Annotated in this window: 9 protein-coding genes; 6 read left to right on the top strand and 3 right to left on the bottom strand. The window is 66.9% G+C overall.

Translation table 11 applies throughout. The features are described 5' to 3' along the window. Positions 1 to 85: 85 nt before the first annotated feature. From CLI93_RS01645 to dtd, 3 genes are read left to right on the top strand one after another with little or no spacing between them, the layout of a single operon-like run. Entirely contained in the window at positions 86 to 1,774 is a 1,689-nt protein-coding gene (locus CLI93_RS01645) for a M14 family metallopeptidase (protein WP_238946601.1), read from the top strand. 40 nt (positions 1,775 to 1,814) lie between these two features. Further along, on the top strand, positions 1,815 to 2,885 hold the full coding sequence (locus CLI93_RS01640; protein ID WP_095995678.1) for a P1 family peptidase: 1,071 nt from the start codon (positions 1,815 to 1,817) through the stop codon (positions 2,883 to 2,885). Positions 2,886 to 2,905: 20 nt separating this feature from the next. After that, positions 2,906 to 3,367: a D-aminoacyl-tRNA deacylase gene (dtd, locus tag CLI93_RS01635; protein ID WP_095541368.1), complete on the top strand. Its 462-nt coding sequence runs from the start codon at positions 2,906 to 2,908 to the stop codon at positions 3,365 to 3,367. A gap of 251 nt (positions 3,368 to 3,618) precedes the next feature. Here dtd and trxB read toward each other — a convergent pair whose 3' ends face one another. Next, on the bottom strand, positions 3,619 to 4,578 hold the full coding sequence (trxB, locus tag CLI93_RS01630; RefSeq protein WP_095995629.1) for a thioredoxin-disulfide reductase: 960 nt from the start codon (positions 4,576 to 4,578) through the stop codon (positions 3,619 to 3,621). 158 nt (positions 4,579 to 4,736) lie between these two features. Between trxB and CLI93_RS01625 the strand changes: the two genes are divergently transcribed. After that, positions 4,737 to 7,358: a DNA translocase FtsK gene (locus tag CLI93_RS01625; RefSeq protein WP_095995628.1), complete on the top strand. Its 2,622-nt coding sequence runs from the start codon at positions 4,737 to 4,739 to the stop codon at positions 7,356 to 7,358. Next, complete coding sequence (locus CLI93_RS01620) at positions 7,348 to 7,764, top strand: thioredoxin family protein (protein WP_172425509.1); 417 nt, start codon at positions 7,348 to 7,350, stop codon at positions 7,762 to 7,764. The genes CLI93_RS01625 and CLI93_RS01620 overlap by 11 nt, the downstream gene beginning before the upstream one ends. Before the next feature lie 68 nt (positions 7,765 to 7,832). Here the strand turns inward: CLI93_RS01620 and CLI93_RS01615 are convergent, their stop codons facing one another. Both CLI93_RS01615 and CLI93_RS15515 read right to left on the bottom strand, forming a co-directional pair. Continuing rightward, entirely contained in the window at positions 7,833 to 8,486 is a 654-nt protein-coding gene (locus CLI93_RS01615) for a DUF2889 domain-containing protein (protein ID WP_238946600.1), read from the bottom strand. Positions 8,487 to 8,690: 204 nt separating this feature from the next. Further along, positions 8,691 to 12,794: a DUF11 domain-containing protein gene (locus CLI93_RS15515; RefSeq protein WP_172425508.1), complete on the bottom strand. Its 4,104-nt coding sequence runs from the start codon at positions 12,792 to 12,794 to the stop codon at positions 8,691 to 8,693. Between the two features lie 225 nt (positions 12,795 to 13,019). Between CLI93_RS15515 and hrpA the strand changes: the two genes are divergently transcribed. Then, positions 13,020 to 17,285, top strand: coding sequence for an ATP-dependent RNA helicase HrpA (gene hrpA / locus CLI93_RS01605; RefSeq protein ID WP_095995625.1), 4,266 nt, complete (start codon positions 13,020 to 13,022; stop codon positions 17,283 to 17,285). The last annotated feature ends 180 nt before the right edge of the window (positions 17,286 to 17,465 follow it).

Genomic DNA, 17,465 nt, shown 5'->3' with positions numbered 1-17,465 from the left:
GAGGTTGGCCATGCATTCAAGGAACCGAACCATCGCCCCATCATCTTCAACTGCCCCCGCCGCAGTCCGCAGGCTGGGGGGCGGCATGGCCAGCGCGCTGCTGGCAGGCCTGCTGGCAGCGTGCAGCAGCACGCCCTTGCCGCCGTGGGAGCAGGGCACAGTCGTGCAGGCCGGGCAGGTGCATCGTCTGCCCCCGGGCCAGGCAATGCCCATGGGTGTGCAGGGCGAGGCGGCAGCGCCCTACAGCCCGGCCGTGGTGGCGCGCTTTGCCGAGCCGGCCGTGCGCTATGCCACGCCGGGCCTGCAGCAAGGGCGCGAACAGTTCAGCAGCAATGAGGAAATCCAGTCCTTCCTGGGCCAGTTGGCGGCCCGGCCTGTGGCTGGCGTTGCGTCGCAGCCGCTGGTGATTGGTCGCTCGCAGGCCGGCGCGCCCATCCATGCGCTGTTGGTGGGCAAGGGCGTGACGCTGGATCCGGCGGGCTTTGCGCGCTCGGGCAAGCCCACGGTGTTGCTCATAGGCCAGCAGCATGGCAATGAGCCGGCTGCTGGCGAAGCCCTGCTGGTGGCGGCCGAGCAATTGCTCAATGGGCAGTGGGCCTCGGCGCTCAATCAGCTCAACGTCATCATCGTGCCGCGCGCCAACCCCGATGGCGCGCTGGCGGGCCGGCGCGCGCTGGGCAACGACATCGACCTCAACCGCGATCACCTGCTGCTGCGCACGCCCGAGGCGCGCGCGCTGGCGCAGCTGGTGCGCGATTACCGGCCGCTGGTCATCGTGGACAGCCACGAGTTCAGCGTCATGGGGCGCGTGCAGCAGAAGTTCCAGCTCGTGCAGGCCTACGACGCCATGCTGCAGTACGCCAATACGCCCAACATTGGCGACTTCACCATCAAGGCGGCGAACGAGTGGTTCGTGCAGCCCATGTTCCAGGAGCTCAAGCGCCACGACTTGCGCGCGCAGTGGTATTTCACGACCTCCAGCGACATGCAGGATCAGTCGTTGTCCATGGGCGGCATCCGCCCGGACACGGGGCGCAACGTCAACGGCCTGAAGAACGCCGTGAGCCTGCTGATCGAGACGCGCGGCGTGGGCATCGGCCGCCACCACATCCAGCGCCGCGTGCACACGCATGTGGTGCTGGTGCGCAAGGTGCTGGAGCAGGCCGCCGTGCGCGCCTCGCACCTGCAACAGGTCAAGAGCTATGTCGAGCGCGAGGCGGCTTCCTCGGCCTGCAGCGGCCAGGTCGTCATCGAGGCGGCGCAGACGCAGGAGCACAAGGAAGTGCTGCTGCTGGATCCGAACACCGGCGCCGACGTGGTACGCAAGCTGCCCTGGAAATCCTCGCTGCAGCTGCAAAGCACGCGCCAGCGCAACCGCCCCTGCGGCTACCTGCTGGCGCAGAGCGAAGGCGATGCCGTGGCCCGTTTGCAAATGCTGGGCGTGAACGTGCTGCGCGTGGCCGAGACTGGCGCCCTGCAGGTCGAGCGCTACCAGGAAACGGCCCGCGAGCAAGGCCAGCGCCAGGATGTGCTCGGCCCGATGGGCAGCGAAGCGCAAATCCTGCGCGTGCAAGTGCAACTGGCGCGCGAGCGCGTCACCGTGCCGGCGGGCAGCTACTACGTGCCCATGGGCCAGCCGCTGGCCAACCTGGCCATTGCCGCGCTGGAGCCCGACACGCAAAACAGCTACTTCGCCAACCGCATCCAGCACGACCTGGGCAGCCTGGTGCGCGTCGTCGAGCCGCCCGCGCTGGTCTTTGAAGAAGTCGAATAAGCCCGGCCAGGAGCACGCACGCATGGACGGCATGGACGGCATGGACGATCTGGCCCAGCGCCTGCAGCGCCCCAGCTGCATCACCGATGTGCCGGGCATTGCCGCCGGCCACGCCCAGATGGCTGGCCGCGCCACCGGCTGCACCGTGGTGCTGGCCGCCGGTCATGCCCATGCCGCGCCGGGCGGGCAGGGCGCCATTGCGGCAGTGGACGTGCGCGGCGCCGCCCCCGGCACGCGCGAGACCGATTTGCTCGCCCCAGGCAACCTGGTAGAGAAAGTCCACGCCATCGCTTTGTGCGGCGGCAGCGCCTTCGGCCTGGACGCCGCCAGCGGCGTGGTGCGCTGGCTGGAAGAGCAGGGCCAGGGCCTGGACACTGGCGTGTGCCGCGTGCCCATCGTGCCTGCGGCCGTGCTGTTCGATCTGCTCATCGGCGATGCGCGCATCCGCCCCGATGCCGGCTGCGGCCATGCGGCCTGCGTGGCCGCCCAGGCCCAGGCCAGCGCCCGCACGCCGCTGGCGCAGGGCAATGTGGGCGCGGGCAGTGGCGCCATCGTGGGCAAGATGTTTGGTCTGGAGCGCGCCATGCGCGGCGGCATCGGCTCGGCCTCGGTGCGCGTGGGCGGCGTCACCGTGGGCGCGCTGATCGCCTGCAATGCCGTGGGCGACGTGCGCCACCCCGAGCGGGGCGCCATTCTGGCCGGCGCGCGCAGCGCGCCAGGCAGCCTGCAGCCTTGCGATGCACAGCGCGCCCTGCTGGCCGGCCAGGCGCCATTGCCCGCGCTGGCTGGCAGCAACACCACCATCGGCGTGATCGCCACCGATGCGCCGCTCACCCGCCCCCAGGCCCTGCGCCTGGCCGGTCAAGGGCACGATGGCCTGGCGCGCTGCATCACCCCCGTGCACACGCAGTCTGACGGCGATACCTTGTTCATGCTCTCCACCGGCCTGGCGTCCAGCTCGCCCGGCACCATGGTGCTGGGCGCCATGGTGGCCGAAGCTGTGGCCCTGGCCACGCTGCGGGCCGTGCTGCACGCGCAGGACTATGCCGATGCGCAGCTGTGCATCCCTGCCGTGGCGGCCGCGCAGCGCCACGCTCTGCTGGGCGAGTGAAAGGAAGAAGGGAGCGGCACATGCAGGCATTGGTGCAACGCGTGGCGCAGGCCCAGGTACAGGTCGATGGCCGCACCGTCGGCGCCATTGGCCAGGGGCTGCTGGTGCTGGTTTGCGCCGAGCACGGCGACGGCAGGCCACAGGCCGACAAACTGCTGGACAAGCTGCTGAAGCTGCGCATCTTCAGCGACGCCCAGGGCCGCATGAACCGCAGCGTGCAGGACGTGCAGGGCGGGCTGTTGCTGGTCAGCCAGTTCACGCTGGCGGCCGACTGCAGCGGCGGCAACCGCCCCAGCTTCAGCGCCGCCGCAGCGCCCGAGCTGGCGCGCCAGCTCTACGACTACTTGCTGGCCCAGGCTCGCGCCCGCCACGCGGACGTGGCGCAAGGCATCTTCGCGGCCGACATGCAAATCGCCCTGGTCAACGACGGGCCTGTGACCATCCCCCTGCGCATTGCGCCGGCAGCTGCCGACGCTGAATAAGGCACAGGCAGGGCTTCTTGGCAGTTGCCATGTCTGCATAGGCATGGAGGCCGATCAGCGGAAATCACCAGACTGACAGCCCGATTGCGAGAGCCAGAACATCAATACGTCAAAAACGCCCCGCAGCATGGCGGGGCGGGGCGGGCGTCAGTCAGAGTCTGCTTGCAATTTTCACAGCGGGCCAAGGCACTGGTCTGGGCGTGCCGCCGCCGTTGCAGGCCGGCCAAGCTGCACTGTGAGGGCGGGCCCTTTTAAGCCTGTTGTTCCAGAAAGCGCTGTGCGTCCAGCGCGGCCATGCAGCCGGTGCCGGCGCTGGTGATGGCCTGGCGATAGACGTGGTCCTGTACGTCGCCAGCGGCGAACACGCCGGGCACGCTGGTTTGCGTAGCAAAGCCCTCATGCCCGCCCTGGGTGAGGATGTAGCCGTTTTTCATCTCCAGCTGCCCTTGGAAGATCTCGGTGTTGGGGGCGTGGCCGATGGCGATGAAGGCGCCTTGCAGGGCCAGATCCTCGGTGCTGTCGTCCTGCACGTTGCGGATGCGCACACCGGTGACGCCGCTGGCATCGCCGAGGACTTCGTCGAGCACGCTGTGCAGCTTGAGCTCGATCTTGCCGGCCTGAACCTTTTCCATCAGCTTGTCGATCATGATGGCTTCGGCGCGGAATTTGTCGCGGCGGTGGATCAGCACGACCTTGCTGGCGATGTTGGAGAGGTACAGCGCCTCCTCCACGGCAGTGTTGCCACCGCCGACGACGGCCACGGGCTGGCCGCGATAGAAAAAGCCGTCGCAGGTGGCGCAGGCCGAGACGCCACGGCCCATGAAGGCCTGTTCGGAGGGCAGGCCCAGGTATTTGGCTGAAGCGCCGGTGGCGATGATCAGGCTGTCGGCGGTATAGCTGCCGCTGTCGCCATGGAGTTTGAAGGGGCGCTGCGAGAGGTCCACGCTCTGGATGTGGTCGAACACGATCTGGGTGTTGAAGCGCTCGGCGTGCTTGAGAAAGCGCTCCATCAGCTCCGGGCCTTGCACGCCGGCGGCATCGGCGGGCCAGTTGTCCACTTCGGTGGTGGTGGTCAGCTGCCCGCCCTGGGCCATGCCAGTGATGAGCACGGGCTGCAGGTTGGCGCGCGCGGCGTAGATGGCGGCGGTGTAGCCTGCCGGGCCGGAGCCGAGAATCAGAACTTTGGCGTGTAATGTGTTGGTAGTGCTCATGTTTTTCACCAAAAATGAGGTTGCGGATGAAGCGTTTCAGCCGCTCTTTGCGATAATGCGGGCTTTGTTTGCCAAGAGCCTGCCATTGTAGGGATTTCCTGTATTGGCGGCCTGTGGCAATGCTTTGATGGCCCTCGCCCCAGGGTCTGTTCAACACCATGAGTTCCCGTTCCCGTTCTCGCTCCCGATCCTCTGGCAACACCTTCAATTCCTCGCCCCAGGAGGCTGGGCCGGGCTTTCTGAGCCGTTTTGGTCAGGACGTGCTGCTGTTCATCGCGTTGGTGGTTGGGGCTGCCTGGGTGGCGGCGCTGCTGAGCTATTCGCCGCAGGATCCGGCCTGGTCTTCGTCGGGGCAGGGCGTGGCTGCGCGGGTGCCGCACAATTGGCTGGGCAGTTTGGGGGCGTACTGGTCGGATGTGAGCTATTTTTTGCTCGGCTACACGGTCTGGGTGCTGGTGGCGGCGCTGGCGCTGCTGTGGTGGTGGGCTTTTCGCGCCTGGCTCAGCGGCAAGAGCCTGGCGCGCAGCGATGGGCGGCTGATGATGCTGCGCATCTGGGGCAAGCGGTTTTTCTGGCTGGGCAGCGTGTTGCTGCTGCTGTGCGCCTGTGCTGTGCTGGAGTGGACGCGCTTGTACCGATTCGAGGGCCAATTGCCAGACCATTCCGGCGGGGTGCTGGGCTATTGGGTCGGGCCCCTGGCCGTGCGTTGGCTGGGCTATACCGGCTCGACCGTGGCGGCGCTGGTGCTGGCGCTGCTGACGCTGTCGTGGGTGCTGGGTTTTTCCTGGGGCAAGGTGGCCGAGCGCACGGGCGCCTGGATCGAGCGCTGGATCGACCGCGTGCGCCTGGGCCATGAGCATTTGCGCGATGCCCGCGCCGGGCGGCGCGCCCAGCGCGAGCGCGAAGAGCATGTCAGCAAGGAGGCCGTGCTCACGCGCGATGCCTTGAGCGATGCGCTGCCCGAGCACCTGGCAGACATCCCAGAGGAGCAGCTGCCGCAGTTGCAGGAGCTGCCCGAGGCCGCATTGCCAAAAGCAGGCATTGCGCCTGCCAGCGCAAGTGATGCGGGCGCCGAGCCGGCTGCGCCCCCCCCGGCCTACAGCGAAACCGTGGATTTGCCCTGGGACGAAGAGCCCGAGCCAGGCAAGAGCTACGCCACGACGCGCCCGGAAGACCGCATTGAGCCGCTGTGGGACGACCCCAGCCCGGCTGCGGCCAACGAGACGGCCCTGATCTCCACCCCCGTCAAGCGCCAAAAGCACTTGTTCGATGACGCCAGGAGCGGTGCGCTGCCCTCGGTGACGCTGCTTGATCCGATCGCGGCCAAGCAGGAAACCGTCACCCCCGAAACGCTGGAGATGACCAGCCGCCTGATCGAGAAAAAGCTCAAGGACTTCGGCGTGGAGGTGCGCGTGGTCGAGGCCCAACCCGGCCCGGTGGTCACACGCTACGAGATCGAGCCGGCCACGGGCGTCAAGGGCGCGCAAATCGTCAACCTCTCCAAGGACCTGGCGCGCTCGCTGTCGCTGATGTCCATCCGCGTGATCGAGACCATCCCTGGCAAGAACTACATGGCGCTGGAGCTGCCCAATGCGCGCCGCCAGTCCATCCAGCTCAAGGAGATCCTCTCCTCAGAGGTGTACCAGGACGAGAAATCCAAGCTCGCGCTGGGCCTGGGCAAGGACATCATCGGCAAGCCCATCGTGGCAGATCTGGCCAAGATGCCGCACTGCCTGGTGGCCGGCACCACCGGCTCGGGCAAGTCCGTGGGCATCAACGCCATGATTCTCTCGCTGCTGTTCAAGGCCGAGCCCAGCGAAGTGCGCCTGCTGATGATCGACCCCAAGATGCTGGAGATGAGCGTCTACGAAGGCATTCCGCATCTGCTGTGCCCGGTGGTGACCGACATGAAGCAGGCCGCACACGGCCTGAACTGGTGCGTGGCCGAGATGGAGCGGCGCTACAAGCTCATGAGCAAGCTCGGTGTGCGCAACCTGGCGGGTTACAACGCCAAGATCAAGGCCGCGCAGGAAGCCGGCGAGATCATCGGCAACCCCTTCAGCCTCACGCCCGAAGACCCCGAGCCGCTGGACGCGCTGCCGCACATCGTCATCATCATCGACGAGCTGGCCGATTTGATGATGGTGGTGGGCAAGAAGATCGAAGAGCTTATCGCCCGCCTGGCGCAAAAGGCGCGCGCCGCTGGCATCCACCTCATCCTGGCCACGCAGCGCCCCAGCGTGGACGTCATCACCGGCCTGATCAAGGCCAACGTGCCCACGCGCATTGCTTTTCAGGTCAGCAGCAAGATCGACAGCCGCACCATCCTCGATCAGATGGGCGCAGAGGCCCTGCTGGGCATGGGCGACATGCTCTACATGAAAGGCGGCACCGGCTTGCCCGTGCGCGTGCACGGCGCTTTTGTCAGCGACGATGAAGTACACCGCGTGGTCGAATTCATCAAGCAAAGCATGGGCGAGGCCGAATACATCGACGGCGTGCTCGATGGCGTGAGCAGCGAGAGTGAAAGCGACTGGGCCGTGGACTTTGAAGGCACGCCCGCTGGCGCAGGCGGCGGCGAAAAAGACCCCATGTACGACCAGGCGGTGGAGATCGTGCTCAAGGATCGTAAATCCAGCATCTCCCATGTGCAGCGCAAGCTGCGCATCGGCTACAACCGCGCCGCGCGCATCCTGGAGGACATGGAAAGCGCTGGCCTGGTCGGTGCGCTGGGCAGGAATGGCCAGCGCGACATTTTGGTGCCCCACCGTGGCGAATGAGCCCGTTGCCGTCGCGGCTGCCGATGGCGCCGCTGCGCCGCTGCGCCTGATCGGCCTGTGCGCCGCCTGGTGCGGCGTGTGCCGCCAGTTCGAGCCCATTTTTGCGCGGCTGCGTCGCAGTCATCCGCAGGTGCACATCACATGGCTGGATGTGGAAGAGCCGGCTGTCAGCGATGCCCTGGGCGAGTTGGACATTGATACCTTCCCCACCATCGCGCTGGGCCGCGGCCAGCAGCTGCTGTTCTGGGGCAGCATCGTGCCGCAGGTGGCGGTGCTCACTCGCTTGCTGCAAGAGGGCGCGGCCATGGGCGGGCCGCACGCCAGCGCCACCAGCCCTCAGCCGCTGGAGCAACAGGCCTGGCGCTCCCTGCAGGCCATGCTCGATGGCGCGTCAGGCAAGGCATAGCTGCGCGCTGCCAGCCAAAAGCCCACCAGGCCCAGCGGCGTTTTTGGCTTGCATGGTGTGAACACGCTCTAATCCGAAGCGTTCGGCGGCTGGGCCAGGGCATTGCCCTGCGGCTGCAAGCCATTGGCTGCGCCGTTGGCCGAGCGCGCGGGCCATTGAAAATACACCGGATACAACTGCGCCACGGCCTGGCCGTTGAAGTCCCAGGTCATGCAGCCGCCCAGGTGCGGCGGCGGAGGCCGGTTGGCATCGGGCGGCAGGCCGTGGAAATGTGCCAATGCCATGGGGGCCAGCGTCTGGTATGCCGCAGTGGCCATGTTGTAGAGCAGCTCGCGCATGTGGGTGCAGCCCTGCACGCCGCCCAGGTGGGCGTCGATGCTTTTGCGCCAGCCCTTGGCCATGGTGCTGCCAATCATCTTGCGCATGTGCTGGTCGGCCTCGTGGCAGGAGCCGTGCGGGAAATTGGCCATGCGGGTGGCAATGTCGCGCACCACCAGATGCTGATCGATGGTCAGGCGGATCTGCATGCGATGCAGCGCTTGCCCAGGCGGCAGGCCGCTGCCATCGGCCAGTGCAAATTCAAATGGTTTGGTATCCACCATTTCCGCTTCGATGTCCCACAGGCCATCGTCACGCTGATAGCCGTGAAAAGTGGTCTGACGGGTATGGGACAAGCGGCGCGGGGCGGGAGGGGGCAGAGTCATCGCGGGTTTCTTCGTCATGGGCGTTCGCGCATGGACAAGCCCATGCGCCAGCAGCCGGGCGGCAAGGGTAATGGATTTTCCAGCGCGGCGCTGTCACACGTTATCAGGTCGGTGCGCAGCCGTTAGCAGGCACGCCCGCAGGCATGAAAAAACCCGGCCCTGAAAAAGGGCCGGGTTGTATCAGAGCCGGCAGGGCGCTGCCGCCTGCCAGTTTATGGGGCCTCAGCGGCGCTGACGGCGGGCCAGGCCAGCCATGCACAGCGCCAGCAGTGCCAGCATCCAGGGCGCGCCCACGGGCACAGGCACGGTGCCTGTGGGGCTGGGCGCGGCGATCACTGGCACGGCAGCGTTGCGGGCCGAGCAGCCGGTGGCCGGGTCGCAATCCACGTTGCTGGGCAGGTCGCTCAGCGTGGCGACGTTGATCACCTGGCTGCCCACTGGCAGGGCGGCATCGGTAGTGGCCTCAATCTGGAAGCGGACCTGGCCGCCGCTGGGCAGTTGGGTCAGCACGGCATTGAGCGCGCCACTGCCCTGATCGGGCGTGGGGCAGCTGGCGCCGCCTGTGGCTGCGGTGCAGCGCCAGGTCTGGCTGGCGATGCCCGCTGCCAAGGGGTCCTGAATGCGCACGCCGTGCGAGTCACGCCCGCCGCTGGCCGAGACCACGATGTCAAAGGTGATCTTGCCGCCGGCAGTGACACTGGTGCTGCTGGCCGTCTTGCTCACGGCCACGACGCCATTCGACGGAATGGGGCCAGGGCCAGTCGAGGTGGGAACCTGGGCGCTGGCCTCACAGGTGGATGCGGGGTCGCACGTCGCGCCAGCAGGGGGCGTGATGCGGGCCGTGTTGACGACTTGCGCCGGCAAGTTGGCAGCTTCGGCCGTGGCCGTGATGGCGATGGTGGCTGTGGCGCCAGCGGGCAGATCCAGCGTCAGGCTGATGGCGCCATTGCCTGCGGCGCTGGAGCAGCTGCCAGCGGGCGCGGCAGCGCAGGTCCAAGCCTGGCTGGCAATGCCGGCAGGCAGGGCGTCGTTGAATTGCACCGCATTCACTGCCGTAGTGCCTGTGTTCTGCACTTGTACGGTGAACTGTGCCGTGCCGCCAGGCGTGAGCTGTGTGCTGCTGGTGGTTTTGGTGATGCGCAGCACAGATGCCGGCGGCGGGGGCAGGGCGCCAGGCGTCAGGCTGACCGGGGCCTCACAAGCCTGGCCTGCGGGCTGGATGCCTCCAGCGACCTGGCAGAAGCCGTCTGCAGGCGGCGTCAAGCGTGCGATGTTCTCCAGATTACCAGTGAAGCCGGCAGGCACTTGCACTGCCACCGTATAGGTCTGGCGCGCGTCAGGGGCCAGCACCAGGGCGGGCAGATCCAAGGCGCCCGCGCCATTGCCGCAGGCGTTGCTGGCCTGGTCCATGCACTCCCAGCTCATCACGGTGGTGCCTGCGGGCAGTGCGTCCTGCAGGCGCACGGTGGCCTGGCTGGTGGTGCTGAGGTTGCGCACCTCGACGGCGAACTTCACCTCGCTGCCTGGGGTGTAGCTGGTGGTGCCAGCGGGCAGGGCCGTCTTGCTCAGTGCCACCAAGGTGGCGCCGATGCTGGCATCGGCTTTGCAGGGCGGGGGCGCGGACTGGTTGGTGGCCGGGTCGATACAGCCAGCGCCTGGCGGTAGCTCCAGCGTGGCGCTGTTATCCACCTGAGTCGGCAGCTGACCAGCAGGCAGCTTGCCCTTGATGGTCAGGGTGATCTCGCCCACGGCAGTGCTGCTGGTGGCTGCTGGGATGACGGCGCCAACCGAGATGGTCTCGCCGCCAGCGCCAGCGCCATTGGGCGTGGCGCAGGAGCCGCCGGCCGTGCCGGTGCTGGCGCAAGTCCAGGTGAAGGACTCGAACATGGCGGGCACGGTGTCCTTGATGGTGCCGTTGGTGGCCGAGGCGCTGATGTTGCTGGCCACGATGGTCCAGGTGATCTCGCCGCCGGGCTGCAGCGGGCCTTGTACGGTCTTGGCCAGCTTGAGCTGCGGGCCGGAGATCAGATAGGTGTCCTTGCTGGCATTGAAGCCAAAGGGATCCAGGTAAGTGGGCCCGGTGCCAGCGCCGTTGTGGGGATCGACGTCAGCCCGTGTCTCATTGGTGTGCAGGCCGGCAGTCAAATCCTTGCCCTTGATGGTGCAGCGGATTTCCGCGCCGTCCTCGATCTCTGGGACGGTGACCTTGAACTCGTTATTGGCGCCGATGTTCGCCGCCGAGACTGGCGGGTTGGGCAGCACGGCATTGCCTTTGACCACCTCACAGCTCACGCCATTGGCGTCGGCCGTGAAGCTGGCGGGCAGGGGATCGCTGAGCACCACCTGCTTGAGCGGGTTGACGGCGCTGCCCACAGGGCTGATCAGGCCGGTGTTGGCGCTGGTGGAGTTGGTGAATCGCAGCCTGAACTCCACATCGTGCGGGGCGCTGGTGATCACAGCGTCCTTTTGTGCGGTCATGGACACGCACAGGGGCAGCTCTGCCAGCAGCTCCAGCGGGGTTTGGTGGGTGCCGGTGGGCGAGTCGGCGGGCGCGCCGTCGGACTCGATGTTGCCGGAGAACACGATGCCTGCGTCTTCGGGCTGTCGCTTGACGGCCTCGACGTTCAGCGCATTGACCATGGTGTTGATGTTCTTGCGGCACACCGGGGCTGCGGTACCAGGGTTGTGGCGGTATTTCACGGCCAGACGCAGCGTGACGGTCTCATCCAGGCCCAAGGCAATCTGATCCCACATGGCCGAGCCGCTGCCGCTGACAATCGGGCCCCAGTCCTTGCCGTGGTTCGGGTTGCTGGGGTCAAAGCCATGATCTGTCGGATTGCGCAAGGCGCAGGCCTTGCCCGGGATGCTGCTGGTGCAGCTTTCCACCTTGATTTGCTCCTGCAGGGAGTTGTTGGGGTGGAAGCTCGGCGCTGTGCCAAAGTTGCCCGTGCGGTACAGGTCGTACAGCGTGAACAGGATGTCATTGGGCGTGTTGGGCCGGGCCAGGTAGTCTTCCAGCGTTTGCGTGCGTCCGTTGGTGACCTTGATTTCAAACACGGCGGTGGACTCTGCACCAGGGCCCGGGTTGGGCAGGGCCTGCGTGCCTGTGCCCGTGACGGGCTGGCCGTTGATTTCCACCAGCTTTTTCGTTGCTTGGAGGTTCAGCTCGACGGCCTGGCACGCCCCCTGGGCGCCCAAGGGCAGGGCCAGAAACACCTCATCGATGCCCCTGCCGTTGCCTTGCCATTGCACCTGCATGGACTGGGCGCTGTTGGAATATTTGTTGACCTCCCACTCAATGCCATTGCGCAGCAGGGATTCACCGCAATCGGAAGGCTGGTAGGTGCGGTCGTACTCCAGCACCATGGTCTCGCCTGCGGCCAGCATGACGCCGCTCATGGGGCGCCGGATCTCAATGGGGCGCAGATCCGTGCCTTGGCCGCCGTTGAGCTCGATGTCGGCAATGTTGGGGTCGTTGTCAACCACTTCCGGGCAGACCGATTGTGTGGCTGTGCCCGGTGGTTGAGGCGTGTTGTGCTCCACGACGCAGCTGGCGTTGGTGGTGGTGGAGCTCACCGGGCGGTGGTGGCTCAGCCAACGGGTGCCGCGGCCAATGGGGTATTCGTAATCGCCCCAATAATCGTTGAGCTCGCCCAGGTTCAGCGGCACGTCCGAGGCGTTGGTAAAGCGCAGTTGATAGCGCACAGGCTGGTCATAGCCAGCCTCAAAGGCCTTGATGCCGGCCAGATCAGGATCGGCCGATGGATTGGCTGGCTGGCCATTGATTTGCACAATGGTTTTTTCCACCTTCAGCGCCACGGCTTTGACGGCCACGGTGCGGTTGCTGTCCACCAGCACAGGATCGGTGGCGCCGGCCTGCTGGCTGTCTGCCGGGCCGGTGGCCACTTGGGCAGCAAAGGCGTAAGAGCCAACCATCAACGGCGCTGCCTCGAAGACGTACTCGCAGCTGGCGTTGGGTGCCAGCGAGGCAATGGTCCAGGAGACGGTGTGACCACCGCCAGAGCTTGCCGGCACGTCAATGGGCGCAGTAGTGCAGTTGGCCGCGCCGCTGGAGATCAGCTTCAGCCCGCCCAGGTTGGGGGGCAACTGCAGCTCGACCGGTGCGTTGGTGGCCGTGCCCGGCAGGGACGGTTCATTCTTGATGACGACCTTGATCTGGTGCGGCTCCAGCGTCAGGCCGTTGATCGAGCCGGGGTCGAGATTGATCCCCAGCAATACGGTGTCGGCTTGCGCGACACCGGCCATCGCGGCCCATGCAGCCGCTACGCCAATGGCGCGCAGCGCATGCTTGCTTCTTCTTTTCATGTGAAAGTTCCCCCTGAAATATTGAAGCTGTTGTAAAAGGTTGCGAACGTGCAATATATCGGGCTTACCCGTAGCTTGGAAGCTGGGGGCTGCATTGTTTGCAAAAGCACACAGTTGAAACATGAGCGACTGCGTTGCCTGTCTGCGCTGCCCGTGTGCGGGTGCGGGTGCGGGTGCGATGTGGCGCAGGGTGGCAGGCGCTGCCTGCAGGATAATCCGCCCCCGATGAATTCCGACTCCGCCACCGACTCCGCATCTGGCCCGTCCCGGCCCGCTCGCCCTCGCTCCGGCCTTGCCGCCACGCCGCCCTCGGCACCGAACACGCCCGCTACACCAGCGGCCCCGTTGCACATCAGCTTCCCAGACAGCCTGCCCGTGTCCGCGCGGCGGCAGGAGATTGAGCGCGCCCTGCGTGCGCATCAGGTGGTCATCGTCTGTGGCGAGACCGGCTCGGGCAAGACCACGCAACTGCCCAAGATCGCCCTGGCGCTGGGTCGGGGGCTGGGGCGCGGCCAGCGCGGCAAGGATGGGCGGCGCGGGCAGTGGATTGGTCACACCCAGCCCAGGCGCATTGCCGCCTCCAGCGTGGCCAAGCGCATTGCCGAGGAGCTGCAAACGCCGCTGGGCGAGGTGGTGGGCTACAAGGTGCGCTTCAACGACCGGCTGGGGCCCAACGCGCGCGTGAAGCTGATGACCGATGGCATCTTGCTGGCCGAGACGCAGACCGACCCACTGCTCAAGGCCTACGACACGCTCATCATCGACGAGGCGCACGAGCGCAGCCTGAACATCGATTTTTTGCTGGGCTACCTCAAGCAAATCCTGCCGCGCCGGCCCGATCTCAAGCTCATCATCACCTCCGCCACCATCGATGCTGAGCGCTTTGCCCAGCATTTCGCCTCGGCCAAGGGGCCAGCGCCGGTGTTGTACGTCTCGGGCCGCACCTATCCGGTGGAAATCCGCTGGCGGCCGTTCGAGGAAAGCCGCGAGACGGACTTGAACACCGCCATTGCCGATGCCGTCGATGAGCTGTGGCAAGGCCGCCCGGGCGGGGACATTCTGGTGTTCCTGCCCGGCGAGCGCGAGATCCGCGAGGCCGCCGACCACGTGCACAAGCACCTCTCGCACGACCCGGTGCGCCGCCACTGCACCGTGCTGCCGCTGTTTGCGCGCCTCTCGCAGGCCGAGCAAGACCGCGTGTTCGAGACCGGCGGGCCGCCGCGCGTGGTGCTGGCCACCAACGTGGCCGAAACCTCGCTGACCGTGCCTGGCGTGCGCTATGTGATCGATGCGGGCACGGCGCGCGTCAAGCGCTACAGCTATCGCAGCAAGGTCGAGCAGCTGCTGGTCGAGCCCATCAGCCAGGCCGCGGCCAACCAGCGCAGCGGGCGCTCGGGGCGCGTGGCCGATGGCGTGGCCATCCGCCTGTATGAGGAAGCGGACTTTGCCGCCCGAGCGCGCTTTACCGATCCGGAAATCCTGCGCTCCTCGCTGGCCGGGGTGATTTTGCGCATGAAGTCGCTGGGCCTGGGCGCGGTGGAGGAGTTCCCGTTTCTCGAAGCGCCCTCGCAGCGCGCCATCACCGATGGCTACCAGCTCTTGCAGGAGCTGGGCGCGGTGGACGAGCAGCGCGAGCTGACCGAGATGGGCCGCCAGATGGCGCGCCTGCCGCTGGACCCGCGCGTGGCGCGCATGCTGATCGAGGCGCGCGCGCGCGGCGCCTTGCAGGAGGTGCTGGTGGTGGCCGCCGCCCTGTCGGTGCAGGACGTGCGGGACCGCCCGCTGGACAAACAGGCCCAGGCCGACCAAGCCCACGCGCGCTTTGACGACGAGAAAAGCGAGTTCACCAGCTACCTCAAGCTCTGGCAGTGGATTCACGACGCGCGCGGCGGCAAAGCCGCCAACCTGCCCTCGGCGCGCCAGCAGGCCCAGGCCGCTGCGCAGGCGCAAGGCCGTGGCAAGGCCAGGCGAGGCCACGCAGCCCTGCCGGTGGCGCAGCGCGCCGTGGCCGCGCCCGCCCCCGCCCCACTCGCAGCGGCCACCACGCCCGCAGCGCCAGGGCCGGAGGGCGCAGCGCCAGCCCAGGCCACGCACCGCCTCTCCAACCGCCAATACGAAAACCTGCTGCGCAGCCACTACATCAATGTGCGGCGCGTGCGCGAGTGGCGCGACATCCACCAGCAACTGGCCGCCGCCGTGGCCGAACAGGGCTGGAAGCTGCACGAGCAAAACGGCCCGGCCAGTTACGAGGCGCTGCACCTCTCGCTGCTGGCCGGCCTGCTGGGCAACGTCGGCTTCAAGCCCGAAGAGGCTGAGCATTACCTGGGCGCGCGCGGCATCAAGTTTTACCGCCACCCCGGCGCGCGGCTGCGCAAAAAGCCCGGCCGCTGGGTGGTGGCCGCCGAGCTGGTGGAAACCACGCGCCTGTATGGCCGCGGCATGGCCAACATCGAGCCGCAATGGCTGGAGGAAGTGGGCGCGCACCTGCTGAAAAAACAACTGCTGGAGCCGCACTGGGAGCAAAAAGCGGCCGAGGCCGTGGCGCTGGAGCGCGCCACGCTTTACGGCCTGGTCGTCTACAGCGGGCGGCGCGTGCCCTTTGCCCGCATCGACCCGGCCGCCGCGCGCGAGATCATGATCCGCCAGGCGCTGGTGCAGGGCGACTACGCCAGCGAGTGGGAGCGCAAATTCCCCTTTCTGGTCACCAACCGCAAGCGCATCGCCAAGGTCGAGGAGCTGGAGCACAAATCGCGCCGCCAGGATGTGCTGGTCGATGAGGAGCTGATCTACGCCTTCTACGACCGCCTCATCCCCGAGGCCGTGTGCAACGGCCGCCAGCTCGAGCAGTGGTACCGCCAGGAGCGCCGCCAGCAGCCGCAACTGCTGGAGCTGCAAAAAGACGAGCTGATGCGCCACGAGGCCGCGGGCATCACCACCGCCGCCTTCCCGCCCACCATCAAGCTGGCGGGCATGGATTTGAACGCCAGCTACCTGCACGAGCCGGGCAACCCGCGCGATGGCGTCACCGTCACCATCCCGCTGTACGCCCTTAACCAGGTGCAGGAAGCGCGCGCCGACTGGCTGGTGCCCGGCATGCTCAAAGCCAAAGTGCAGGCCCTGCTCAAAAGCCTGCCGCAGCGCCCGCGCTCGCGCCTGCTGCCGCTGGCCGAAACGGCAGAAGCCATCGCCAAGGCCTGGCTGGAGGAGGGCAGCTTTGCCCAGGGCGATTTGCACGAGCGCCTGCGCCAATGGGTGCGCGCCAAGACCGGGCTGGAGATCAAGCCCACGGACTTCAAGGCCGACATGCTCAGCGCGCACTTGTTCATGAACTTCCGCGTCGTGGACGAGCACGGCCGCCAGCTCGGCCAGGGCCGCAACCTCGCCGCCCTCAAGGCCGAGCTGGGCCAGCAAGCGCGCGGGGCGTTTCAGGCCCTGGCCGGGCTGAAACTGGCGCAGAGCGAGGAGGGCGGCAAGAGCAGTGGCGAAAAAACGGGCGAAACAACGGCTGAAAAAGCGGGCAAAGAAGCGAGCAAAAACGCTCGCCCAACCACCGCTGCAACGCCCACCGCCGCCAGCGGGGCAGGGCAGGGCAAGGGACAAACGCCCGCTGCCCAGAGCGAGTCCAACACCCTGGGCGAGCCCGAGCAACGCCACACCAGTTGGGACTTTGGCGAGCTGCCCGAAATCATGGAATGGGGCAAAGGCAGCCGCAAACTCATCGGCTTTCCGGCCCTGGTCGATCAAGGCGACGCTGTCACCATCGAAGTCTTTGACGAGCCCGAAGCCGCCGCCCAAGTCCACCGCCAGGGCCTGGCGCGCCTGTTCGCGCTGCACATCAAGGACGCGCTCAAATACCTGGAAAAAAACATCCCCGAGCTGCAAAAAATGGCCGTGGCCTACATGCCGCTGGGCACGCTGGAGGAGCTGCGCGCGCAAATCATCGCCGTCGCTATCGACCTGGCCTTCCTGCAAGAGCCGTTGCCCATCAACGCCGAACAATTCGAGCAGCGCTTCAAGGATGGCCGCCCGCGCCTGTCGCTGCTGGCGCAGGAGGTGGCGCGCCTGGCAGGGCAAATCCTGGCCGAATACGCCCAAATCGTGCGCAAGCTCAAGGACATGAAAGGCGCCGAGCAGGCCGTGGCCGACGTGCGCCAGCAGCTCGAGCGCCTGATGGGCAAGCGCTTCGTGCAGGCCACGCCGCAGGCCCAGCTCAAGCACTACCCGCGCTACCTCAAGGCCATGCTGATGCGGCTGGACAAATACCGCGAAGACCCCGCGCGCGACCAGGCCCGCCAAGGGGAAATCGCCCCGCTGGAGGCGCGCTACTGGAAGCTGCTGGCCCAGCGCAAGGGCCAGCAAGACGCGGCCTTGCAAGACTACCGCTGGCTACTGGAAGAACTGCGCGTGAGCTTTTTCGCCCAGCAACTGCGCACCCCGCAGCCGGTGTCCGTCAAGCGGCTGGAGAAAGTCTGGGCGCAGGTGGTGGCTTGAGCGCCTGCTCAAAGTTGCTGCACGGGCGGGCAAGGGCGCGGATTTGGGCGGTCTGTGGGGTGGTTTTTTCGTTAGTCCATGCCAGCCCCCTGCACGAGATGGCATGGGATAGTTGCTGCCTGCGCCGGCTTTGAGGGCCGAGGCCGGGATGTGCGCCCGGCGGCGCAGTCACTTTCTTTT

The sequence above is a fragment of the Vandammella animalimorsus genome, from assembly GCF_002288875.1.
Classification (GTDB): domain Bacteria; phylum Pseudomonadota; class Gammaproteobacteria; order Burkholderiales; family Burkholderiaceae_C; genus Lampropedia; species Lampropedia animalimorsus.
This window is presented reverse-complemented; position numbering and strand designations above follow the sequence as displayed.

What these genes read in the sequence shown, in the direction of transcription:
- trxB (WP_095995629.1), bottom strand. Translation starts at nt 4,578, where the DNA reads ATGAGCACTACCAACACATTACACGCCAAAGTTCTGATTCTCGGCTCC.
- hrpA (WP_095995625.1), top strand. Translation starts at nt 13,020, where the DNA reads ATGAATTCCGACTCCGCCACCGACTCCGCATCTGGCCCGTCCCGGCCC.
- CLI93_RS01645 (WP_238946601.1), top strand. Translation starts at nt 86, where the DNA reads ATGGCCAGCGCGCTGCTGGCAGGCCTGCTGGCAGCGTGCAGCAGCACG.
- CLI93_RS01640 (WP_095995678.1), top strand. Translation starts at nt 1,815, where the DNA reads ATGGACGATCTGGCCCAGCGCCTGCAGCGCCCCAGCTGCATCACCGAT.
- CLI93_RS15515 (WP_172425508.1), bottom strand. Translation starts at nt 12,794, where the DNA reads ATGAAAAGAAGAAGCAAGCATGCGCTGCGCGCCATTGGCGTAGCGGCT.
- CLI93_RS01625 (WP_095995628.1), top strand. Translation starts at nt 4,737, where the DNA reads ATGAGTTCCCGTTCCCGTTCTCGCTCCCGATCCTCTGGCAACACCTTC.
- CLI93_RS01615 (WP_238946600.1), bottom strand. Translation starts at nt 8,486, where the DNA reads ATGACGAAGAAACCCGCGATGACTCTGCCCCCTCCCGCCCCGCGCCGC.
- dtd (WP_095541368.1), top strand. Translation starts at nt 2,906, where the DNA reads ATGCAGGCATTGGTGCAACGCGTGGCGCAGGCCCAGGTACAGGTCGAT.